Annotated in this window: 21 protein-coding genes; 11 read left to right on the top strand and 10 right to left on the bottom strand. The window is 70.1% G+C overall.

Annotated features, from left to right (window positions below; all coding sequences use genetic code 11):
• The 3 genes from AOK17_RS28300 to AOK17_RS28310 form a co-directional block, all read right to left on the bottom strand.
• The coding region (locus AOK17_RS28300; protein WP_055615394.1) for a CoA transferase at positions 1-1,228 on the bottom strand (1,228 nt) is incomplete at its 3' end.
• A 184-nt stretch (positions 1,229-1,412) separates the two neighbouring features.
• A complete protein-coding gene (locus AOK17_RS28305; protein WP_055615395.1) occupies positions 1,413-2,957 on the bottom strand; it encodes a S8 family peptidase in 1,545 nt (514 codons plus the stop codon).
• A 62-nt stretch (positions 2,958-3,019) separates the two neighbouring features.
• Positions 3,020-4,546 (bottom strand): S8 family peptidase, encoded by a 1,527-nt coding sequence (locus AOK17_RS28310; protein WP_055615396.1) that lies wholly within the window; start codon positions 4,544-4,546, stop codon positions 3,020-3,022.
• Between the two features lie 395 nt (positions 4,547-4,941).
• Here AOK17_RS28310 and AOK17_RS28315 point away from each other — a divergent pair, with 395 nt between their 5' ends.
• From AOK17_RS28315 to moaA, 3 genes are all read left to right on the top strand, one after another.
• Complete coding sequence (locus AOK17_RS28315; protein WP_055615397.1) at positions 4,942-5,298, top strand: DUF485 domain-containing protein; 357 nt, start codon at positions 4,942-4,944, stop codon at positions 5,296-5,298.
• Positions 5,295-6,938, top strand: coding sequence for a solute symporter family protein (locus tag AOK17_RS28320; RefSeq protein WP_055615398.1), 1,644 nt, complete (start codon positions 5,295-5,297; stop codon positions 6,936-6,938). Before AOK17_RS28315 ends, AOK17_RS28320 begins: the two co-directional genes overlap by 4 nt.
• A gap of 190 nt (positions 6,939-7,128) precedes the next feature.
• Entirely contained in the window at positions 7,129-8,118 is a 990-nt protein-coding gene (moaA, locus tag AOK17_RS28325; protein WP_055615399.1) for a GTP 3',8-cyclase MoaA, read from the top strand.
• Positions 8,119-8,146: 28 nt separating this feature from the next.
• Here moaA and AOK17_RS28330 read toward each other — a convergent pair whose 3' ends face one another.
• Together AOK17_RS28330 and AOK17_RS28335 are read right to left on the bottom strand one after the other, a co-directional pair.
• Complete coding sequence (locus tag AOK17_RS28330) at positions 8,147-8,395, bottom strand: hypothetical protein (protein WP_055615400.1); 249 nt, start codon at positions 8,393-8,395, stop codon at positions 8,147-8,149.
• A 262-nt stretch (positions 8,396-8,657) separates the two neighbouring features.
• Entirely contained in the window at positions 8,658-9,044 is a 387-nt protein-coding gene (locus AOK17_RS28335) for a DUF3099 domain-containing protein (protein ID WP_079053328.1), read from the bottom strand.
• A 212-nt stretch (positions 9,045-9,256) separates the two neighbouring features.
• On the opposite strand from AOK17_RS28335, the gene AOK17_RS28340 reads away from it, so the two are divergent.
• A complete protein-coding gene (locus AOK17_RS28340) occupies positions 9,257-9,532 on the top strand; it encodes a GlsB/YeaQ/YmgE family stress response membrane protein (RefSeq protein ID WP_055615402.1) in 276 nt (91 codons plus the stop codon).
• Positions 9,533-9,663: 131 nt separating this feature from the next.
• On the opposite strand, the gene tyrS is transcribed toward AOK17_RS28340, so the two are convergent.
• The 3 genes from tyrS to AOK17_RS28355 all read right to left on the bottom strand — a co-directional run bounded on the left by tyrS (position 9,664) and on the right by AOK17_RS28355 (position 13,929).
• Positions 9,664-10,926 carry a tyrosine--tRNA ligase gene (gene tyrS / locus AOK17_RS28345; protein ID WP_055615403.1) on the bottom strand — a complete coding sequence of 421 codons (1,263 nt, stop codon included), beginning with the start codon at positions 10,924-10,926 and terminating at the stop codon, positions 9,664-9,666.
• Between the two features lie 88 nt (positions 10,927-11,014).
• The gene (locus AOK17_RS28350) at positions 11,015-12,409 is read right to left on the bottom strand and encodes a metallopeptidase TldD-related protein (protein WP_055615404.1); all 1,395 of its coding nucleotides are present in this window, start codon (positions 12,407-12,409) and stop codon (positions 11,015-11,017) included.
• On the bottom strand, positions 12,406-13,929 hold the full coding sequence (locus AOK17_RS28355) for a TldD/PmbA family protein (protein WP_055615428.1): 1,524 nt from the start codon (positions 13,927-13,929) through the stop codon (positions 12,406-12,408). The genes AOK17_RS28350 and AOK17_RS28355 overlap by 4 nt, the downstream gene beginning before the upstream one ends.
• A 185-nt stretch (positions 13,930-14,114) precedes the next feature.
• Here AOK17_RS28355 and fabG point away from each other — a divergent pair, with 185 nt between their 5' ends.
• From fabG to AOK17_RS28370, 3 genes are all read left to right on the top strand, one after another.
• Complete coding sequence (fabG, locus tag AOK17_RS28360; protein ID WP_055615405.1) at positions 14,115-14,819, top strand: 3-oxoacyl-[acyl-carrier-protein] reductase; 705 nt, start codon at positions 14,115-14,117, stop codon at positions 14,817-14,819.
• Positions 14,820-14,824: 5 nt separating this feature from the next.
• Positions 14,825-15,592, top strand: coding sequence for an enoyl-ACP reductase FabI (gene fabI, locus AOK17_RS28365; protein ID WP_055615406.1), 768 nt, complete (start codon positions 14,825-14,827; stop codon positions 15,590-15,592).
• A gap of 213 nt (positions 15,593-15,805) precedes the next feature.
• A complete protein-coding gene (locus tag AOK17_RS28370) occupies positions 15,806-16,159 on the top strand; it encodes a hypothetical protein (protein WP_055615407.1) in 354 nt (117 codons plus the stop codon).
• 12 nt (positions 16,160-16,171) lie between these two features.
• Here the strand turns inward: AOK17_RS28370 and AOK17_RS28375 are convergent, their stop codons facing one another.
• Entirely contained in the window at positions 16,172-16,864 is a 693-nt protein-coding gene (locus AOK17_RS28375; protein ID WP_055615408.1) for a FadR/GntR family transcriptional regulator, read from the bottom strand.
• Positions 16,865-16,976: 112 nt separating this feature from the next.
• Between AOK17_RS28375 and AOK17_RS28380 the strand changes: the two genes are divergently transcribed.
• From AOK17_RS28380 to AOK17_RS28390, 4 genes are all read left to right on the top strand, one after another.
• On the top strand, positions 16,977-18,311 hold the full coding sequence (locus tag AOK17_RS28380) for a CynX/NimT family MFS transporter (RefSeq protein ID WP_055615409.1): 1,335 nt from the start codon (positions 16,977-16,979) through the stop codon (positions 18,309-18,311).
• Between the two features lie 161 nt (positions 18,312-18,472).
• The gene (locus tag AOK17_RS53630) at positions 18,473-18,589 is read left to right on the top strand and encodes an SGM_5486 family transporter-associated protein (protein ID WP_107102519.1); all 117 of its coding nucleotides are present in this window, start codon (positions 18,473-18,475) and stop codon (positions 18,587-18,589) included.
• A gap of 202 nt (positions 18,590-18,791) precedes the next feature.
• Positions 18,792-19,007: a hypothetical protein gene (locus AOK17_RS28385; RefSeq protein ID WP_055615410.1), complete on the top strand. Its 216-nt coding sequence runs from the start codon at positions 18,792-18,794 to the stop codon at positions 19,005-19,007.
• Between the two features lie 76 nt (positions 19,008-19,083).
• Positions 19,084-19,602 (top strand): SixA phosphatase family protein, encoded by a 519-nt coding sequence (locus AOK17_RS28390; protein ID WP_055615411.1) that lies wholly within the window; start codon positions 19,084-19,086, stop codon positions 19,600-19,602.
• An 83-nt stretch (positions 19,603-19,685) separates the two neighbouring features.
• Here AOK17_RS28390 and serB read toward each other — a convergent pair whose 3' ends face one another.
• Positions 19,686-20,891: a phosphoserine phosphatase SerB gene (serB, locus tag AOK17_RS28395; protein ID WP_055615412.1), complete on the bottom strand. Its 1,206-nt coding sequence runs from the start codon at positions 20,889-20,891 to the stop codon at positions 19,686-19,688.
• Between the last annotated feature and the right edge of the window lie 44 nt (positions 20,892-20,935).

Here is a 20,935-nt window from a genome sequence, read left to right on the forward strand (position 1 = left end):
GCCCGGCCCCGTCCCCGGCCGTCAGCCAGGCCGCCGTCCGCGCCAACGTCGGCCGTACGAACCGTGTCCCGCCCTCGTCCAGCCCCTCCGTGACCGCGCGCAGCACCCCGGCCGCCAGCAGATACCCCGTGCCGTGGTCGAGGGCCTGCGCGGGCAGCGCGCCGGGCCTCTCCTCTGCCCCCTCAAGGGCCGCGATGCCGGTGGCCACCTGCACCAGGCTGTCGAACCCCCGTCGCCCGCCCCACGGCCCGTACGCTCCCCACGCCGACAACTGCCCCACCACGATCCCGGGCCGCCGCTCGGCGAGCGCCTCCGCGGAGAGCCCGAACCGGTCCAGGGCGCCGGGGCGGTAGCCGGTCACGACGACGTCCGCCGAGGCGAGCAGTTCCTCGAAGACCTGCCGGTCGTGGCGGCCGGCCGTCAGGTCCAGCGTGGCGGACCGCTTCCCGAAGCCGGTGTCCGTGTGCTGGTCGGCGAGTTCGGGCAGCCCCGGCGGGTCGACGCGCAGGACGTCCGCGCCGAGCAGTGCCAGGGTCCGGGTCGTGACGGGCCCGGCGATGACACGGGTGAGGTCGAGCACGCGCAGCCCCGCGGCGGGCGACAGCGGGTCACCGGCGAGCGGCGGGAGCCTCCGCGGGACGGCGGAGCCCAGTGCCCCGCGCTCGACGAGCGGCTGCCCGGCGACCGCCACCCCCTGCTCGTGCCGTGCCCATTCCTCCGGAGTGCGCAGCGCGACGGCGAGGCCCCCGGCCGCGTACACCGCGTCCTCCACCTCCACGGCCGACCGCTCCGCCAGGCACCCGCCCACGGTCTCCACCGAGGCGTCGTCGGGCAGCCCCAGGGCGCCCAGCAGCCGCGCCCGGTGGTGCGGGTAGTTCGCGTGCGTGCGCACCCACCCGTCCGCCGTCCGCCAGAACCGCGACAGGGGCGCGAAGGCGACCGGCGCCCGCCCGTCGACGAGGAGATGCCGCTCGCTCACGAACGCCGTGGCGACGGCCCCGTCGTCGACCCGCACCTCGGGCACCTCGGCGAGCCCCGCCCGCCGCGCGCCCAGTTCGGCGGCGGCCAGCGCGCACGCCCCCACACAGGCCCGCGCCAACTCCCGTACGGGCAGCCGCGCTTCGAGCGCGCCGGACCGTACGACGGCCGACAACCGTGGGAGCAGCCCGGGATCCCCGCCGAGCGCGGTCCACGCGAACTCCGTGGTCGGTGCATCGGAATGCGTCATACAGGCACTATGCAGGGTGTACGCGATCAACATGGGACGCGGCCTCCGGCATGGGAGGCGGCATCCAGCAGGGGGCGCGGTGCCTCCGGACGCGCGAGAGCCGGGTGGCCCGTGGGCCACCCGGCTCGACTCCTGAAGGAAGCTCAACTCCCGTCAGAGAGGCGTTACTTCCCTCAGAGAGGTGCTACTTCGTCACCGCGTCCAGTGCGTCGGCGGTGCCCCAGCCGTAGAAGCCGTTGTAGTTCTTCGGCCCCTCGCAGACCGCGTCGACCTTGCCGTCGCCGTCGATGTCGTACGGCTTGGTGCACGGCGTGGCGTCGGCCTCCGCGTACAGCAGGGCCTTCACCTTGGCCGCCGAGGCGTGCGGGTGCGTCGACTTGATGAGCGCGGCGACGCCCGCGACGTGCGGGGACGCCATCGACGTACCGGCCATGTAGCCCCAGGTGCCGCCGGGCAGCGGGCCGAGGATCAGGCCGCTGGTGGCCGGCGGGGCCGGGGTCTGGAAGCGCGTCGAGTCGCCGCCGGGGGCGGCGATGTCGATGACGCCCAGGCCGTGGTTGGAGAAGGACGACTTGATGCCCTTGGCGCCGGTCGCCGCGACGGTGACGACACCCGGCAACTGGGTCGGGATGTCAAGGCATTCCGACGGGTCGATGACGCGCTCCGAAGGAGTCGAGTCGTTCGGCGAGACCGGGTCGGTGATCTCGTCGGCGGAGAGGTCGTAGTTCTCGTTGCCCGCCGCCGCGACGTTGACCGTGCCCTTCTTCTCCGCGTACTTCGTCGCCCGGCCGATGGCCTCGACGAGCGCCTTCTGGTCCGGGTCGTTCTTGCAGTTGAAGTACCAAGGGTCGGTGTAATAGCTGTTGTTCGTGACGTCCACGCCGTGCGTCGCCGCCCACATGAAGCCGCAGACGACGGCCTCCGTGTAGAAGAAGCCGGCCGTCGTGGAGACCTTGATGCCGGAGACCTTCACGCCCGGCGCGACACCCGTGACGCCGACGCCGTTCTTGGCGGCCGCGATCTCGCCCGCGACATGCGTGCCGTGCGGGCTCTCGGCGGCGCTCGGCCGCCAGGCCCCGTCGGTCGTGTCCGGCTTGCCCGACACGCAGTTGACCGACGCGTCGCGGTCGAAGTTCGGCGCGATGTCGGGGTGCGTGTCGTCGACGCCGGTGTCGATCACGGCGACGGTGACCTTCTTGCTGCCGAGCGTCTTCTCGTGCGCCTTGTCCGCCTTGATGGCGGGCAGATCCCACTGCAGCGGCTCCAACGGGTCCTGCCCGGCCGCCGCCTCGACGTCCGCGACCTGCTCCGAGGTGAGCACCTTGGGGGTGCCGACGTCGGTCGTGGACTGCGCGGGCAGCGGCGCCGTGCGCGTCGAGCCCGCCGATTCCACCCCGCGCACCTTGCGGATCGTCTTGGCGAAGTCGGCGTTCGACGAGTGGACGACGATCACGCCGATCTTGTCGTACGACGTCACGATCGTGCCGCCGGCCCGGGCGATGGCCTTCTTCACCTGGGAGGAAGGGCCGTGCCCGGCGCGGACGTTGACGACGTAGCTCAGCGGGGTGGCCTCCGCCGAGATCTTCGCCGCCGCGTCGGCGACACCGGCCGAGTCGGGTGCCGGGGCCGCCGAGGCGCTGACGTTCGGCAGGAAGGCGAGAGCCGTCGCCAGGGCCATTCCCAGCGGGATGGCTATGACGCGGCGGGAGCGCGTCTGAGGCGCTGTCATGCTGTCTCCAGTTCGTTTCGCGAATACGTGCGGGCCGTGCGGGAAGTCCCGGGAAACGCGGGCTACTTGACCGCCTTCAGCGCGTTCACGATGCCGAAGCCGTAGAAGCCGTTGACACGCTTGCCGCCCTCACAGTTGGCGTCCTGCGTGCCGTTGCCGTCCTGGTCGTACGAGTCCGGGCAGCCCGGGTTGTCCGCCTGCGCCTTGAGCAGCGCCTGCAGCTGGGCGGGGCTCGCCCACGGGTGCTCGGACTTCAGCAGCGCGGCGACACCCGCGGCGTGCGGCGAGGCCATCGAGGTGCCCTGCAGGAAGCCGTACTGGTTGTTCGGCATCGTGGAGAGGATGCGGCCGTTCTTCGACGGGGTGTCCGGGATCTGGTACAGCCGGTCACCACCGGGCGCGGCGATGTCGATGACACCCTTGCCGTACGTCGAGTAGTACGACTTGAGGTTCTGCACGCCCGTCGCGCTCACCGTGACGATGCCCGGGAGCTGGGTCGGTACGTCGAAGCACTCGTGCGGGTCGATCGTGCGGCTGACCGGCGTCGAGTCGTCGGGGCTCGTGTCGTCGACGATCGCGTCCGAGTCCAGGTCGTGGTTGGAGTTGCCGGCCGACGCGAGGTGCAGGGTGCCCTTCTTCGTGGCGTACTGCTGGGCCCGGTTGACCGCGTCGACGATCGCCTTCTGGTCCGGGTCGTTCATGCAGTTGTAGAGCCACGGGTCCACGTAGTAGCTGTTGTTCGTGATCTCCACGCCGTGGTCGGCGGCGAACACGAAGGCGCAGACGACGCTCTCCGGGTAGAAGAGCCCGTTGTCCGGGTCGCTGACCTTGATGCCGGAGACCTTCACGCCGGGCGCGACACCGGCCACACCGATGCCGTTGCGGGCGGCGGCGATCTCACCGGCGACATGCGTGCCGTGGTAGTCCTCGGCGGTGTACGGACGCCAGGCGCCCTCACTCGTGTCGGCCACGCCGCCCACGCAGTTGGCGGACTGCTTGGCGGAGAAGTTCGGGGCCAGGTCCGGGTGCGTGTCGTCGACACCCGTGTCGATCACGGCGACCGTGACCTTCTTGCTGCCCGGGTTGATCTTGGCTGCCTTGTCGGCGCCTATCGCGCGCAGGTCCCACTGGTCGGCCTCGAGGGGCTCGCTCTCCGGGGTGGCCGCGGCCTTCACCTTGGCGGCCTCGGCGGCCGACAGATAGTCGGCGGCGCCCTCGTCCGTCGTGCCCGCCGCGGTCAGCGGCGTCGTGCGGGTGGCACCGGCGGACTGCACACCGTGCGCGGTGCGTATCTGCGGGCCGAACTCCGGATTGGCGGAGTGGACGACTATGACGCCGATCTTGGCGTAGGTGGTGACGACCGTGCCGCCGGCCTTGGCTATCGCCTTCTTCACCGACTCGATGGTGCGGCGGTCGGTCTTCGTGTTGACCACGTACGCGAGGTTCGGGCCGTCCGCCGCCGTGACGGCGGGAGCCGACTGGGGGGCAGCCGCCGTGGCGACGCCCGGAATGAAACCGAGCGAGGCGGTGAGCGACAGAACAACGGGCACGGCGAGGGCGAGACGGCGTCTGGAACGCAGATGAGCCATGGGATCTCCACATCATCCGGAAACGGAACCGGCCCGAACACAGGTGGTGCCCGGGCAGGTACATGACGGGGTGGTGCAGGCCCGAAGCTATCTCCCGTCGTCCCTGGCCAGCAATGACTTACGGGGATGTCTTCCGAAACGTCGGCCGCGACTTCCGAAATAAGTGACCGGAGTTGAACCGCTCCTCACGCGGCTCCGTGACGTTGAGCAGGGAGCACGAGCACGATCGAGCCCCCTGTCGGATCACGCCCGGGGCACCTAGCATCGCCACCCGGCCCACGTGATCCACATCACCGTGAGGTCAGAAATCAGCCATGTCCGTACCCAGTCCGTCCCCCGATCCCCAAAGACCCCCGTCCAACGTCGCAACCGCACCCGCAACGCGAGGAGACTCCGTGGCCACCGACGCACCGCCCCCCTCGAAGGCCGAACCTCATTTCCCCACCACCGAGGAATTCGTTGAGGTACAGGAGAGCGCCGAGTTCGGTGAACTGCGCCGCGCCCACCGCTCCTTCGCCTTCCCGCTGACCATCGGCTTCATCAGCTGGTACCTGCTGTACGTCCTGCTGTCGATCTACGCGGACGACTTCATGGGCACCAAGCTGTTCGGCAACATCAACGTCGCCTTCGTCCTGGGCCTCGCCCAGTTCCTCACCACGTTCCTCATCGCCTGGTGGTACGAGCGGCACTCCTCGTCCAAGCTCGACCCCAAGGCCGAGGCGATCAAGTCCCGGATGGAGGGCGGCGCATGAGCCCCGCGATCACTCAGGTCCACCTCGCGCAGGTGCAGCTCGCGGCGGGGGAGGCCAGCGAACACCGACCGCTGATCATCTCCCTGTTCGCGGTCTTCGTCGTCGCCACCCTCGTCATCACGGTGTGGGCGGGCCGGCAGACCAAGGACGCCGCCGACTTCTACGCCGGCGGCCGTCAGTTCAGCGCCTTCCAGAACGGCCTCGCGGTCTCCGGCGACTACATGTCCGCCGCCTCGTTCCTCGGCATCGCCGGCGCCATCGCCCTCTTCGGGTACGACGGCTTCCTGTACTCCATCGGCTTCCTGGTCGCCTGGCTGGTGGCCCTGCTCCTGGTCGCCGAGCCACTGCGCAACTCCGGCCGGTACACGATGGGCGACGTCCTCGCGTACCGCATGCGCCAGCGCCCGGTGCGTACGGCGGCCGGCACCTCCACGATCGTCGTCTCGATCTTCTACCTGCTGGCGCAGATGGCGGGCGCGGGCGTCCTGGTCTCGCTGCTGCTCGGCATCACCAGCGACGCGGGGAAGGTCGGCATCGTCGCCCTGGTCGGCGTCCTGATGATCGTGTACGTCACCATCGGCGGCATGAAGGGCACCACCTGGGTCCAGATGGTCAAGGCCGTGCTGCTCATCAGCGGCACCCTGCTCATCACCTTCCTGGTACTGCTCAAGTTCGACTTCAACATCTCCGACCTGCTCGGCAAGGCCGCCGAGAACAGCGGCGGCGGCGCGGCCTTCCTGGAGCCGGGCCTGAAGTACGGCCTCACCACCACGTCCAGCATCGACTTCATCTCGCTGGGCATCGCCCTGGTGCTGGGCACCGCGGGCCTGCCGCACATCCTGATCCGCTTCTACACGGTGCCCAACGCCAAGGCCGCGCGTAAGTCCGTGAACTGGGCGATCGGCATCATCGGCGGCTTCTACCTGATGACCATCGCGCTCGGCTTCGGTGCGGCGGCCCTCATCTCCAAGGAAGAGATCGTCGCGTCCAACCCCGCGGGCAACACGGCCGCGCCGCTGCTCGCCCTGCATCTGGGCGGCGTCGACTCGGCCTGGGGCGCGATCCTGCTCGCCACGATCTCGGCGGTGGCCTTCGCCACGATCCTCGCGGTGGTCGCCGGTCTGACCCTGGCCTCGTCCTCGTCGTTCGCCCACGACATCTACGCGAACGTCATCAGGAAGGGCAAGGCCACCGAGAAGGAGGAGATCAACGCCGCCCGGTACGCCACCATCGGCATCGGTGTCGTCTCCATCGGCCTCGGCGCCCTGGCCCGCGACCTCAACGTCGCCGGTCTGGTCGCCCTCGCCTTCGCGGTCGCGGCCTCCGCCAACCTGCCGACGATCCTCTACAGCCTCTTCTGGAAGAAGTTCACCACCCAGGGCGCGCTGTGGTCGATCTACGGAGGCCTCACCACGGCGGTCGGCCTGGTGCTGTTCTCGCCGGTCGTCTCCGGCAAGGCCACCTCGATGTTCCCGGACGTCGACTTCCACTGGTTCCCCCTGGAGAACCCGGGCATCATCTCGATCCCGGCCGGCTTCCTGCTCGGCTGGCTCGGCACGGTCCTGTCCAAGGAGGAGCCGGACACCGGCAAGTACGCCGAACTGGAGGTCCGCTCCCTCACCGGTACCGGAGCGCACTGACCGTCCCGCCCGACGGCCGCGTCGTAGATCCCTACGACGCGGCCGTGGTGCGTCTCGTGGGATCAGGGCCCGACTCGTTGTCGGTCCCGTCACGTAGGCTCGCTGGTATCGGATCGACTGATCGACCAACTGATCGACCGGATGTCTCTGCCGAGGTCCGTACGGAAAGAGCTAGAGGGAGGGGGCCCACGTGCTCATCGACACCTACGGCCGAGTGGCCACCGATCTGCGTGTCTCGCTGACCGACCGGTGCAACCTCCGGTGCACGTACTGCATGCCCGAGGAAGGCCTGCAGTGGCTGGCCAAGCCCGACCTGCTCACGGACGACGAGATCGTCCGACTCATCGAGATAGCGGTCACCCGGCTGGGCATCACCGAGGTCCGCTTCACCGGCGGCGAGCCCCTGCTGCGCCCCGGTCTCGTCGGCATAGTGGAGCGCGTGGCCGCCCTTGAGCCGCGCCCCCAGATGTCCCTGACGACGAACGGCATCGGCCTCAAGCGCACCGCGACCGCCCTGAAGGCGGCGGGCCTGGACCGGGTCAACGTCTCGCTGGACACCCTGCGCCCCGACGTCTTCAAGACCCTCACCCGCCGTGACCGCCACAAGGACGTCATCGAGGGCCTCGAAGCCGCCCGCGCCGCGGACCTGACCCCGGTCAAGGTCAACTCCGTACTGATGCCGGGACTGAACGAGAACGAGGCGCCCGACCTGCTCGCCTGGGCCGTGGAGCACGACTACGAACTGCGGTTCATCGAGCAGATGCCCCTGGACGCGCAGCACGGCTGGAAGCGCGACGGCATGGTCACCGCCGGTGACATCCTCGCCTCACTGCGTACGCGCTTCGAGCTCACCGAGGAGGGGTCCGAGGAGCGCGGCTCGGCACCCGCCGAGCGGTGGGTCGTGGACGGGGGCCCGCACCGCGTCGGTGTGATCGCCTCCGTGACGCGCCCGTTCTGCTCGGCCTGCGACCGTACGAGGCTGACGGCCGACGGCCAGGTCCGCACCTGCCTCTTCGCGCGCGAGGAGACCGACCTGCGGGCCGCACTGCGCTCGGACGCGCCGGACGAGGAGATAGCCCGTATCTGGCGGCTCGCCATGTGGGGCAAGAAGGCGGGGGCGGGCCTGGACGACCCGACGTTCGTCCAGCCGGACCGGCCCATGTCCGCGATCGGTGGCTGATCGCCCAGCCCTCCGAGGGGACGCTGCTCTAAGAGGACTCCGGGGACTCCCAGTCCTCCAGGAGTACGACGTCCTTCAGGAAGCCCCGTACGCCCAGGAACTGGGACAGGTGCTCCCGGTGTTCCTCGCACGCGAGCCACGTTTTGCGGCGCTCCGGCGTGTGCAGTTTGGGGTTGTTCCAGGCGAGGACCCAGACCGCGTCGGCTCGGCAGCCCTTCGCCGAACAGATGGGCGTGGAGGGTGAGGACGGGTCGGAACCGGGGACGTTCAGAATCACGTCTCGACCCTACGTCAGCGGTGTCGGCCGGCCGCTCGGGGTGCTGTCGAGGGGGCCGTGAACCCGGCTCCACAAAAGGCGACGCCGAGCAGCCACGGGGGGAGCTGCCCGGCGTCGGTCTGTCGCTCCGACGGGGGATGCGGAGCGCGTACGAAGTATGTCACGGGTAACCCGCTGCCCGGCACCGGAACAACATGATTGATCTGAGCTTTTCTTGAGCTTGGTACGGTCCTGAATTCCGGTCACGGACGATCGTTCGTGGTCAGGTCCGCTCGTGCGGCTCGTCCCGCAGGCGGGCGCCCGGATCGGTCACGAGGTCTTCCGGGACGGATTCCGCGGCGTCGCCCGCACGGGGTGCCGCGAGCATCGGACGGGTCGGCGCGGTCACGAACGTGGACGGCAGCGAGGGCGCGTTCTCCCGGCCCGCGTTGGCGATCACCACGGCGACGTACGGGAGCAGGATGCCGAGCGCCAGGGCAACGACGGCGACGTGCCGTTCGACGTTCCAGAGGGTGGCCGCGAGGATCACCGAGAGTGTGCGGACGGACATCGAGATGATGTAACGGCGCTGCCTGCCGCGTACATCGTCGGCGAGGCCCTGCCTGGCTCCGGTGATCCGGAAGACCTCGGCCTCGCTCTGCTTCCGCATCACGTTCCACCACCCGCCTGTGTCGGACACTCCCCTGGCCCGTACAGCCTCCACGTTACGCCGCGGCTGCGTCGCCTACGAGACCGGGGCAGGTCCGGTTTCGGCGGGGGAGGGCTGCGTCGTACCGCGTATGGCCGTGCCCGACATGCGCCGTATGGCGGACAGGCCGAGACTGGGCGTAATGCTCACGTAGAGCCGTATAGGAGGCAGCCATGGGCTGGTTGTGGGCGATCATCGTGGGATTCGTGCTGGGCCTGCTGGCCAAGGCGATCATTCCGGGCAAGCAGCACAGCCCGCTCTGGCTCACCACGATCTTCGGGATCATCGGCGCGATCGTCGGCAACGCGATCGCCCGTGGCTTCGGCATCGACGAGACCCGCGGCATCGACTGGGGCCGCCACGCCCTCCAACTCGGCGCCGCGATCGTCATCGTCTTCCTCGGCGACATGATGTACACGGCGATGCGGGGCAACAAAGAGAGAGCCTGAACGTACGGGGAAGGCGGGGCGGGGATCCACCAGGATCCCCGCCCCGCCTTCAGCTTTTAGGGGCGCGGGGAACTGCGCGACCAGCCCCCACGCACCCGCACCATACGAACCGACCCGCCGTTTCCAAGCTCCTAGCGGAGCTCGACGGCGGCAAGGTTCTTCTTGCCCCGCCGCAGCACCAGCCACCGCCCGTGCAACAGGTCCTCCTTGCCGGGGACGGCATCCTCGGAGGCCACCTTCACGTTGTTCACGTAGGCACCCCCCTCCTTCACCGTCCGCCGCGCGGCGGACTTGCTGGCCACCAGCCCCACCTCGGCGAAGAGGTCCACCACCGGACCGAGTTCGGCGACCTGGATGTGCGGCACCTCGGAGAGCGCCGCGCCCAGCGTCGCCTCGTCGAGACCGGTCAGCTCACCCTGGCCGAACAGCGCCCGCGACGCGGCGACCACGGCGGCCGTCTGCTCCCCGCCGTGCACCAGCGTCGTCAGCTCCTCGGCGAGGGCGCGCTGCGCGGCCCGGGCCTGCGGACGCTCCTCGGTGAGCTTCTCCAGCTCCTCGATCTCCTCGTGGGACTTGAAGCTGAAGATGCGCAGGAACTTGGATACGTCCCGGTCGTCCGCGTTCAGCCAGAACTGGTAGAACGCGTACGGCGTCGTCATCTCCGGGTCCAGCCAGATGGTGCCGGACTCCGTCTTGCCGAACTTGGTGCCGTCCGCCTTGGTGATCAGCGGTGTGCCCAGCGCGTGCACCACGGCCTGCGGATCGACCCGGTGGATCAGGTCGGTGCCCGAGGTGAGGTTGCCCCACTGGTCGCTGCCGCCGGTCTGCAGCGTGCAGCCGTACCTCCGGTAGAGCTCCAGGAAGTCCATGCCTTGGAGGATCTGGTAGCTGAACTCCGTGTAGCTGATGCCCGCGTCGGAGTTGAGCCGCCGGGAGACGGCCTCCTTCGCGATCATCTTGTTGACCCGGAAGTGCTTGCCCACATCACGCAGGAACTCGATGGCCGACAGGCCCTGGGTCCAGTCCAGGTTGTTGACCATCACCGCGGCGTTCGGACCCTCGAAGTCCAGCAGCGGCTGGATCTGGGCGCGCAGCCGCTCGACCCACTGGGCCACGACCTCCGGCTCGTTCAGCGTGCGCTCCGAGTTCGGCTTCGGGTCGCCGATCAGGCCCGTGGCGCCCCCGACCAGGCCCAGCGGGCGGTTGCCCGCCTGCTGGATCCGGCGCATCGTGAGGATCTGCACGAGGTTGCCGAGGTGCAGGCTGGGCGCGGTCGGGTCGAAGCCGCAATAGAACGTGACGGGACCGTCCGCGAACGCCTTGCGCAATGCGTCCTCGTCAGTGGAGAGGGCGAGCAGCCCGCGCCACTTCAGCTCGTCGACGATGTCCGTCACGGTTCTCGTGTCTCCTTGGATGATCTTCAGGCAGCCGGGAATGGTCTTCGGTCAGCCGGGATGGCAGCCGACTGCGAGGCTATCGAGGTTATACGCCCTGACTGACAGAGCTCATATTGAAGTCGGGCACCCTCAGGGCGGGCATCGCGGCCCTGGTGAACCAGTCGCTCCACTCGCGCGGCAGCGTCTTTTCCGTGCGCCCTGCCTCGGTCGCCCGCCCCAGCAGGTCCACCGGCGACTCGTTGAACCGGAAGTTGTTCACCTCGCCGACGACCTGGCCGTTCTCGACGAGGTACACGCCGTCCCGGGTCAGCCCGGTCAGCAGCAGCGTCGCCGGGTCGACCTCGCGGATGTACCAGAGGCAGGTCAGCAGCAGGCCCCGCTCGGTCGCGGCGACCATGTCCTCCAGGGACTTGTCCTCGCCGCCGTCCAGGATGATGTTGCCGATGCCGGGGGCCACCGGCAGACCGGTCAGGCCGGCGCTGTGCCGGGTGCTCGTCAGATGCCGCAGCTCGCCCTCACTGACCCACTCCGTGGGCCGGAGCGGCAGCCCGTTGTCGAAGACGGAGGCGTCGTCGCCGGAGGAGTGCGTGAGCACGAAGGGCGCGGACTCCAGGCCCGGCTCGTTCGGGTCGCTGCGCAGGGTCAGCGGCAGGCCGGTGAGCTTCTCGCCGACGCGCGTCCCGCCGCCGGGCTTGCTGAACACCGTCCGGCCCTCGGCCGCGTCCCGGGCCGCCGCCGACCACATCTGGTAGATCAGCAGGTCCGCGACCGCGGTCGGCGGCAGCAGCGTCTCGTACCGGCCCGCGGGCAGCTCGACGCGCCGCTCGGCCCAGCCCAGCCGCGTGGCCAGCTCCGCGTCGAGCGCCGCCGGGTCCACGTCCTTGAAGTCCCGCGTGGAGCGGCCGGCCCACGCCGAGCGCGTACGGTCCGGCGACTTGGCGTTCAACTCCAGCGTCCCGTTGGGCTGGTCGTGACGCAGGCGCAGCCCCGTGGACGTACCGAGATAGCTGGAGACGAGCTCGTGGTTGGCGAAGCCGTACAGCTCGCGTCCGCCCGCACGCGCGCGTGCGAACGATTCGCCGAGGGCCGGGGCGAAGTCGGCGAAGACCGCCGAAGAGGTCTCGGCGGGCGCGTCCGTGAAGTCGGGGGAGACGGGCACGCCCTCGACGAGCGGCTGCGCGTCCTCCGCCGGACCCGCGCCGCGGGCCGCCGCCTCGGCGGCCCGCACCAGCGGCTCCAGCTCGTCCGCGGTCACGGCCGCACGCGAGACGACCCCGGACGCCGTGCCCTCGCGGCCGTCCACGGTCGCGATGACGGTCAGCGTGCGTCCGCGCGTGACGCCGTTCGTGGTCAGCGCGTTGCCCGCCCAGCGCAGGTTGGCGGTCGACTGCTCGTCGGCGATGACGACGCAGCCGTCCGCCCGGGACAGTTCGAGGGCGCGCTCGACGATCTCGTGCGGCTTGTTCGTACGAGGACTCATCGACCGGCCTCCTGCGTGGTGTTGAGGATGTTGACGCCCTTGAAGAGGGCCGACGGGCAGCCGTGCGAGACCGCCGCGACCTGGCCCGGCTGGGCCTTGCCGCAGTTGAAGGCGCCGCCCAGGACGTAGGTCTGCGGGCCGCCGACCGACGCCATCGAGCCCCAGAAGTCCGTCGTCGTCGCCTGGTAGGCCACGTCCCGCAGCTGACCGGTGATCCGCCCGTTCTCGATCCTGAAGAACCGCTGGCCGGTGAACTGGAAGTTGTAGCGCTGCATGTCGATCGACCACGACCGGTCGCCGACGACATAGATCCCGCGGTCGACGCTCCCGATCAGATCCTCCGTGGACATCCCGGCGGGATCCGGCTGCAGCGACACGTTCGCCATGCGCTGTACGGGCACATGGCCGGGGGAGTCGGCGTACGCGCACCCGTTGGACCGCTCGAAGCCGGTCAGCTTCGCGATGCGCCGGTCCAGTTGGTAGCCCACCAGCGTCCCGTCCTTCACCAGGTCCCAGGACTGCCCGGCCACGCCCTCGTCGTCGTACCCGACGGTCGCGAGCCCGTGCTCGGCGGTGCGGTCCCCGGTGACGTTCATCAGGTCGGAGCCGTACCGCAGCTTGCCCAGCTGGTCGAAGGTGGCGAAGGAGGTCCCGGCGTACGCCGCCTCGTAGCCGAGCGCGCGGTCCAGCTCGGTGGCGTGGCCGATGGACTCGTGGATGGTCAGCCACAGGTTGGACGGGTCGACGACCAGGTCGTACACGCCCGCCTCGACGCTCGGTGCCCGCATCTTCTCGGCGAGCAGTTCCGGGATCCGCGCGAGCTCCGACTCCCAGTCCCAGCCGGTGCCCGTGAGGTACTCCCAGCCGCGTCCGACGGGCGGCGCGATCGTGCGCATCGAGTCGAACTCGCCGCTCGACTCGTCGACGGCGACGGCGGTCAGCTGGGGATGCAGCCGGACCCGCTGCTGCGTGGTCACCGTCCCCGCCGTGTCCGCGTAGAACTTGTTCTCGTGCACCGTCAGCAGCGAGGCGTCCACATGACTGACGCCGTTCGCCGCGAGCAGCCGCGCGCTCCAGTCGGCGAGCAGCCCGGACTTCTCCTCGTCCGGTACGGAGAAGGGGTCGATCTCGTACGAGGAGATCCAGGTCTTCTCGGCGTGCACCGGCTCGTCCGCGAGCTCCACGCGCTCGTCCGAACCCGCCGCCTTGATCACCTGGGCCGACAGCTTCGCCATCGCCACGGCCTGCGACGCCACCTTCGCGGCGGAGTCCATCGTCAGGTCCACACCCGATGCGAACCCCCAGGTCCCGCCGTGCACCACACGCACCGCGTACCCCAGATCCGTGGTGTCCGAGGACCCGGCGGGCTTCGCGTCCCGCAACCGCCAGGCCGCGCTGCGCACCCGCTCGAACCGGAAATCGGCGTGGTCGGCGCCCAGCGCCCTGGCCCGCGCGAGCGCCGCGTCGGCCAGAGCCCTCAGCGGCAGTGCCGTGAAGGCTTCGTCGATGGAATGGGGCACGGAGGTCTCCCTGCTGTCGTCGCCTGTCCGTCCGATCATGTCGCGCGGGCGCGCCGGGGGCCACAACTTTCTGTAGGGATCCGACAGCGAGTCCGGTACGTCACTGTCGGCGCCCGATTCTCCGTACGGGGGACGGTGCCGATAGGTTTTCGAGGTACCAGACCGGCTATCGAAAGGGTGATCCGTTGAGCCGCTCGGTTCTCGTCACCGGAGGAAACCGGGGCATCGGCCTCGCCATCGCCCGCGCTTTCGCCGACGCGGGCGACAAGGTCGCGATCACGTACCGCTCGGGCGAGCCCCCGGAGGGCTTCCTCGCCGTCAAGTGCGACATCACCGACAGCGAGCAGGTGGATCAGGCCTACAAGGAGATCGAGGCCGAGCACGGCCCGGTCGAGGTGCTCGTGGCCAACGCCGGCGTCACCAAGGACCAGCTGCTGATGCGGATGTCCGAGGAGGACTTCACCTCCGTCCTGGACACCAACCTGACGGGCGCCTTCCGGGTCGTGAAGCGCGCCAACCGCGCCATGCTGCGCGCCAGGAAGGGCCGCGTCGTCCTGATCTCGTCGGTCGTCGGGCTGTACGGCGGTCCGGGCCAGGCCAACTACGCCGCCTCCAAGGCCGGCCTCGTCGGCTTCGCGCGCTCGCTCGCCCGTGAGCTGGGCTCGCGCAACATCACCTTCAACGTCGTCGCGCCCGGCTTCGTCGACACCGACATGACCAAGGTGCTCACCGACGAACAGCGCGAGGGCATCGTGAAGCAGGTGCCGCTCGGCAGGTACGCGAAGCCCGAGGAGATCGCCGCGACGGTGCGGTTCCTCGCCTCGGACGACGCCTCGTACATCACTGGAGCCGTCATCCCCGTAGACGGCGGACTGGGAATGGGTCACTGATCACCATGAGTGGAATTCTCGAGGGCAAGCGCGTCCTGATCACCGGTGTGCTGATGGAGTCCTCCATCGCCTTCCACGCCGCGAAGCTGGCCCAGGAGCAGGGCGCCGAGATCATCCTGACCGCGTTCCCGCGGCCCACGCTGACCGAGCGCATCGCCAAGAAGCTCCCCAAGCCCACCAAGGTCATCGAGCTCGACGTCAGCAACGACGAGCACCTGGCGCGGCTGGCCGACCTGGTCGCCGAGGAGCTGGGCGGCCTGGACGGCGTCGTGCACTCCATCGGCTTCGCCCCGCAGGACGCCCTCGGCGGCAACTTCCTCAACACGCCGTTCGAGTCGGTCGCCACGGCCATGCACGTCTCCGCCTTCTCCCTGAAGTCGCTGACCATGGCCTGTCTGCCGCTGATGCAGAACGGCGGCTCGGTCGTCGGCCTCACCTTCGACGCCCAGTACGCCTGGCCGCAGTACGACTGGATGGGCCCGGCCAAGGCCGCCCTGGAGGCCACCAGCCGCTACATGGCGCGTGACCTGGGCAAGCAGAACATCCGCTGCAACCTCATCTCCGCGGGCCCCATCGGCTCCATGGCCGCCAAGTCCATCCCGGGCTTCAGTGACCTGGCCGCCGTGTGGGACAGCCGTTCGCCCCTGGAGTGGGACCTCAAGGACCCCGACCCGGCCGGCCGCGGCATCGTCGCCCTGCTCAGCGACTGGTTCCCGAAGACCACCGGCGAGATCATCCACGTCGACGGCGGTCTGCACGCGATCGGCGCGTAAGCGTTTACGCGAACGCTTACGCACCTGCCTTCATACGGCCCTTCGTACGGCCGTTGTACGGCTTCGACGCCCCGTTTCCCGCAGCGTGCGGGGAGCGGGGCGTCACCCGTTCGGCCCTACCGGCCGGGCGGTGCGGGCCGGTAACAGCGCACTCTGGAGTAGGAGTTCCACCTCCCGAGATGTCCTCCCGAGCCCTGCCGAGGAGGTCCCCTTGTGCGCCTGTCCCAGCGCTTCGCCCCGCTGCTCGCTGCCTTGACCCTCCTGCTCGCGCTGCCCTGCGGCGCCGCCTCGCACACCACGAAAACGGCACCCCACGCGCGCGTGCCCGTGGAGGAGAGGCCCTTCGGGGCGGCATGCCGGACCGCCGTCGAGGGTTCGTACGTGACGGCGTACTGCCACAACCCGTACCCGGAGCCCGATCACGTCCGTCTGCACATCGAGTGCGACCCGTGGTGGGACATCGACTCCGACGGCGTCTCGGTCGAGGCCGGACCCGCGCAGACCGTACGGCTGGCCGGCCGCTGCTGGAAGGAAGTCCGCTCGGCGTGGGTCAGTCACCAGCGCTGACGACGGGCTCGTTCACGCGGAGGTGACGTCGGCGGGTCGGCTCGGGCGGCACAGGAACGGATAGCCCGCGGCCTCCGCGGCGGCGGTCTGCGCGTCGCCCGTGCGGATGGCGTCCACCAGACGCGTGTGGTCCATGTACGTCTCGGGCGTCAGCTCCTCGCCCACGTCCTCGCGCAGCCAGTCGCGCACGACCTCGCCCAGGTCCGCGTACATCGCCGTCATGACGTCGTTGTGGGACGCGGCGACCACGGCCAGGTGGAAGGTCGTGTCGGCGGTCACGAAGGCCTCGGCGTCGCCCGACTCCCAGGCCTCCTCCCGGCGTACGAGGAGGGCGTCCAGCTGCTTCAGATCGCGCTCCGTGCGGCGCTCGGCGGCCAGCTTCGCCGCGCTCGACTCCAGCGTGGAGCGGAGCTCGGCGATGTGCCGCGGATCGGCGTCCGCGAAGCGGCGGTGCATCACGCCCGCCAGCTCACTGGTCGCCACGACGTAGGTGCCCGAGCCCTGACGGATGTCGAGCAGGCCGTTGTGCGCGAGCGCGCGGACGGCCTCGCGGACCGTGTTCCGGGCGACCCCCAGCTGCTCGACCAGCTCGGGCTCGGTGGGGATACGGGAGCCCACCGGCCACTCGCCCGAGGTGATCTGGTTCCGCAGCTCGGCGATGACCTGCTCGGACAGTGCCGATCGGCGGGGGTGGCTCAGCGGCATGACGGTCCTTCGCGCCAGGGGGTGCACCGGGAGGACGCACCGGAATGCGTGTCAGGGGATTGTGCCCCAGGTGTGCACCAGGGGATTGGACAACCAATCATCCCATGATTCTATGATGGCTGGCATGACTGGCGAGGAAACCCGGACGGCGATGTCCCCACCGATACGCAGCTCCGCACAGGACGCGGAACTCCAACCGCCTGCCACGCGCGCGTGGATGACGCGTGTGGTGATCATCGGCATCGTCCTCACCGCCCTCAACCTGCGCCCCGCCATCACCAGCCTCGGCGCCCTCCTCGAAGAGGTGCGCGACGGGCTCGGCATGAGCGGCAGCTTCGCCGGGCTCCTCACCTCCGTACCGCCGCTGTGCTTCGCCGTCTTCGGCGTCATGGCGCCGCGTCTCGCCCGCCGCTTCGGACCCGCCGCCGTGGTCTGCGCCGGCATGGTCGCGATCGCCGCGGGACTGGCGATCCGGCCCTTCGCCGGGAACACGGCCGGTTTCCTGGTCGCCAGCGCCCTCGCCCTCATGGGCATCGCGGTCAGCAACGTCCTGATGCCGGTGATCGTCAAGCGCTGGTTCCCGGACCGGGTCGGCTCCATGACCGGCCTGTACTCCATGGCCCTCGCCCTCGGCACCGCCGCGGCTGCCGCCGTCACCGTGCCCATGACCCGGGCCCTGGGCGGCAGTTGGCATGCGGGGCTCGCCGTCTGGGCGGGGCTCGCGGCCGTCGCCGTACTGCCGTGGATTCCACTCGTACGGGCCCGGGGCACGGCCCTGTCAAGAGACGCCGCCTCGACTCCGGCCTCCGCTCATGGTGTGCCCTTGGCCTCCGCGGCTGGTCAGGAGCCCTCCGCACTGCGGATCACCCGGAGCCGTACCGCATGGGCGCTGGCCGTCTTCTTCGGGCTCCAGGCCACCGCCGCGTACATCACGATGGGCTGGATGGCGCAGATCTTCCGGGACGCGGGTGTCCCGGCGGGCACGGCCGGACTGCTGCTCGCCGTCACCATGGTGATGGGCGTGCCGCTGGCCTTCGTCATCCCGCGGCTTGCCACGCGCCTGCCCCACCAGGGACCGATCGTGGTCGCCCTCGGAGTCTGCGGCCTCGTCGGCTACGCGGGCCTCTACCTCGCCCCCGCGGGCGGCGCCTGGGCGTGGGCGCTGCTGCTCGGCATCGCCAACTGCGCGTTCCCGCTGGCCCTCACCATGGTCGGCATGCGGGCCAGGACGGGAGCGGGGGTCGCGCAGCTCTCCGCCTTCGCGCAGAGCACCGGGTACCTCATCTCGATCCCCGGCCCGCTCCTGGTGGGCGTGCTCTACCAGCACAGCGGCGGCTGGGGGCTGCCGATCGCGCTCATGGCGGGCCTGATGATCCCGCAGATCGTGGTGGGCATCCTGGCCGGCCGCGACCGCACGGTGGAGGACGAGGCCGCACGCCGGCGGTGACCGTCGGGGGGCTAGCGGCGCGGCGGCCCGGAGACCCTGCCTGTGACCTCGCCGCACCACCACCCGCGTGCCTACGCCCGCGACGGACCCCACCCGCGTGCCTACGCCCCTGACCGGACCCCACCCGTGAGCGGGCGCCCGAGGGGTGGGAGACTGGGCCCATGCCCGTGCTCGACCCGAATCCCCAGAACGGCCAGAAGAAGATGCTGCTCGTCTTCGGCGCGTTCCTCCTCATCTTCGTGATCATCGGCGTCATCGCGTCGATCGCCTCGCCCTGACCCGTCCGAAGCCCGCCCCGGACCCTCAGGTGTGACGCCTCCGCGAGGCGATGGTGGGGGTAGCCCCACCATCCCCTAGGGGGTGAGTGTCAGGGTCAAGTGGGTGGATCTCCGGATGGGTTGAGGGCTCCGGATTCCGTAACTTCGAGATGTGACCGCGAGGACGCGGACCACGGACCACTCGAAGCCCCACGGAGGCGGCATGTCGGCCCCAACGCACATCCCGCCCCACCCGGCGACCAGGCGTGGCGTCGAGACCCGGCTCCCCTGGTGGGCCCTCGTCCTCCCCGCGCTCGCCTTCGCCGCGCTGCTCCTGGTGATACTGAACCCCGCCGACGCCCACGCGACAGGCGGCGACCCGGCGGTCGGCAGGCTCTTCGAGCAGGTCCAGCAGATCGTGCTGAACCAGGGCTCCTGAGCTCCCGGCACACCACGTCGGGGCAGCCAGTCAACTCCCTGCGCCCCATGGCGTGTTTCGTGCGAAGCTGGGAACCATGAGCGTCGCAGAACCCCGCAGGATTGTCCTTTTCCGGCATGCGAAAGCCGACTGGCCCGAGGTCTCCGATCATGAGCGGCCGCTCGCTGAGCGGGGCCGCAAGGACGCCGCCGTCGCCGGACGCAGGCTGGCCGACACCGGCATCCCCTTCGATCTGGCCCTCTGCTCCACCGCGACCCGGACCCGCGAGACATGGAAACTCGCCGTCCACGAGCTCCCTCACCGGCCGAAAACGGTCTATGAGGAGCGGCTCTACGAGGTCTCTCCCGGCGAGCTGATCGCCGTGCTCAACGAAACCCCCGACGATGTGCAGAACGCACTCCTGATCGGCCACAACCCCGGCGTGCAGGGCCTCGCCGACATCCTGGCCGGCCAGTCCGAGGGCGACGCGCAGGAGCGGATGAGCCGCCTCGGCTTCCCCGCCGCCGCCTTCGCCGTGCTCTCCTTCACCGGTTCCTGGAAGGCCCTGGAGCCGGGCGTGGCCACGCTGCTCGACTACTGGGCGCCGTCCGAGTAGACCCGGTCGTTCCCTTCTCACGAGGACGGGGCCCGGCACCTTCGCGGTGCCGGGCCCCGTCCCTGTCGTGGACGTGCGAGAAGTCAGTCCACGTGCATGTCCGCCGCCTCGACCTCTTCCCGTGTCACGCCCAGCAGGTACAGGACCGTGTCCAGGAAGGGGAAGTTCACCGCGGTGTGCGCGGCCTGGCGCACCACCGGCTTGGCGTTGAAGGCGACCCCGAGACCGGCCGCGTTGAGCATGTCCAGGTCGTTGGCGCCGTCGCCGATCGCCACGGTCTGGCCGAGCGGAACCCCCGCCTCCGCGGCGAACCGGCGCAGCAGCCTCGCCTTGCCCGCCCGGTCCACGATCTCGCCGGTGACCTTGCCCGTCAGCTTCCCGTCGACGATCTCCAGGGTGTTGGCCTGGGCGAAGTCCAGCCCGAGACGCTCCTTGAGGTCGTCCGTGACCTGTGTGAACCCGCCCGAGACGACACCGACTTGGAAGCCGAGCCGCTTCAGCGTACGGATCAGCGTGCGCGCCCCCGGCGTGAGCCGTACCTCGCTGCGCACCTTGTCCACCACGGAGGCGTCGAGCCCCTTGAGCAGGGCCACGCGCGCGTGCAGCGACTGTTCGAAGTCCAGCTCCCCGCGCATCGCGGCAGCCGTCACCTCGGCGACCTCGTCCTCGCAGCCGGCGTGCGCGGCGAAGAGCTCGATGACCTCGTCCTGGATGAGCGTGGAGTCCACGTCCATGACCACCAGGCGCTGGGCCCGCCGGTGCAGCCCCGCGGCGACCACCGCGATGTCGACGCCCAGGGCCGCCGCCTCGGTCACCAGGGCGGTCCGCAGCGCCTCCGGCTCCGTACCGGACACGGCGAACTCGACGGCCGTCACGGGGTACTTGGCCAGCCGGAAGATTCGGTCGATGTTGCCGCCGGTCCCGGTGATCCGGGCGGCGATCGCGGCCGCGGACTCGGCGGTGAGCGGGTGCCCGAGCACGGTCACCAGCGACCTGCCGTGCCCGCGCGGCCGGTTGTCGCCGAGGCCGGAGATGATCTCGGCCTGCAGCCTCATGGAGTCCGCCCAGCTGTGCACCGTGGCGCGCAGGTCGCCCTCGAGGCCGGCCGGCGGATGCGTCACGAGCGCGCACAGCACTATCCGGCCTCGGGTGACGACCTGCTCGATGTCGACCACGTCGACCGAGTAGGCGGCGAGGGTGTCGAAGAGCCCAGCCGTGATTCCTGGCCGGTCCTTGCCGAAGATTTTGACGAGGAGAGTGGGGACATCAGACGTTTGTGATGCGCTCATGGTGCTTCCACCGTATCCGGCACCCCGTGCCGCACGCCGCTGAG

Source organism: Streptomyces phaeochromogenes (assembly GCF_001418655.1).
Lineage (GTDB): Bacteria > Actinomycetota > Actinomycetes > Streptomycetales > Streptomycetaceae > Streptomyces > Streptomyces phaeochromogenes.

Bases quoted from the DNA above. Each gene is read 5' to 3' on its own strand.
- AOK17_RS28305 (WP_055615395.1), bottom strand. From the start codon at position 2,957: ATGACAGCGCCTCAGACGCGCTCCCGCCGCGTCATAGCCATCCCGCTG.
- AOK17_RS28310 (WP_055615396.1), bottom strand. From the start codon at position 4,546: ATGGCTCATCTGCGTTCCAGACGCCGTCTCGCCCTCGCCGTGCCCGTT.
- AOK17_RS28320 (WP_055615398.1), top strand. From the start codon at position 5,295: ATGAGCCCCGCGATCACTCAGGTCCACCTCGCGCAGGTGCAGCTCGCG.
- AOK17_RS28335 (WP_079053328.1), bottom strand. From the start codon at position 9,044: ATGCGGAAGCAGAGCGAGGCCGAGGTCTTCCGGATCACCGGAGCCAGG.
- AOK17_RS28340 (WP_055615402.1), top strand. From the start codon at position 9,257: ATGGGCTGGTTGTGGGCGATCATCGTGGGATTCGTGCTGGGCCTGCTG.
- AOK17_RS28350 (WP_055615404.1), bottom strand. From the start codon at position 12,409: ATGAGTCCTCGTACGAACAAGCCGCACGAGATCGTCGAGCGCGCCCTC.
- fabI (WP_055615406.1), top strand. From the start codon at position 14,825: ATGAGTGGAATTCTCGAGGGCAAGCGCGTCCTGATCACCGGTGTGCTG.
- AOK17_RS28375 (WP_055615408.1), bottom strand. From the start codon at position 16,864: ATGCCGCTGAGCCACCCCCGCCGATCGGCACTGTCCGAGCAGGTCATC.
- AOK17_RS28380 (WP_055615409.1), top strand. From the start codon at position 16,977: ATGATGGCTGGCATGACTGGCGAGGAAACCCGGACGGCGATGTCCCCA.
- AOK17_RS53630 (WP_107102519.1), top strand. From the start codon at position 18,473: ATGCCCGTGCTCGACCCGAATCCCCAGAACGGCCAGAAGAAGATGCTG.
- AOK17_RS28385 (WP_055615410.1), top strand. From the start codon at position 18,792: ATGTCGGCCCCAACGCACATCCCGCCCCACCCGGCGACCAGGCGTGGC.
- AOK17_RS28390 (WP_055615411.1), top strand. From the start codon at position 19,084: ATGAGCGTCGCAGAACCCCGCAGGATTGTCCTTTTCCGGCATGCGAAA.
- serB (WP_055615412.1), bottom strand. From the start codon at position 20,891: ATGAGCGCATCACAAACGTCTGATGTCCCCACTCTCCTCGTCAAAATC.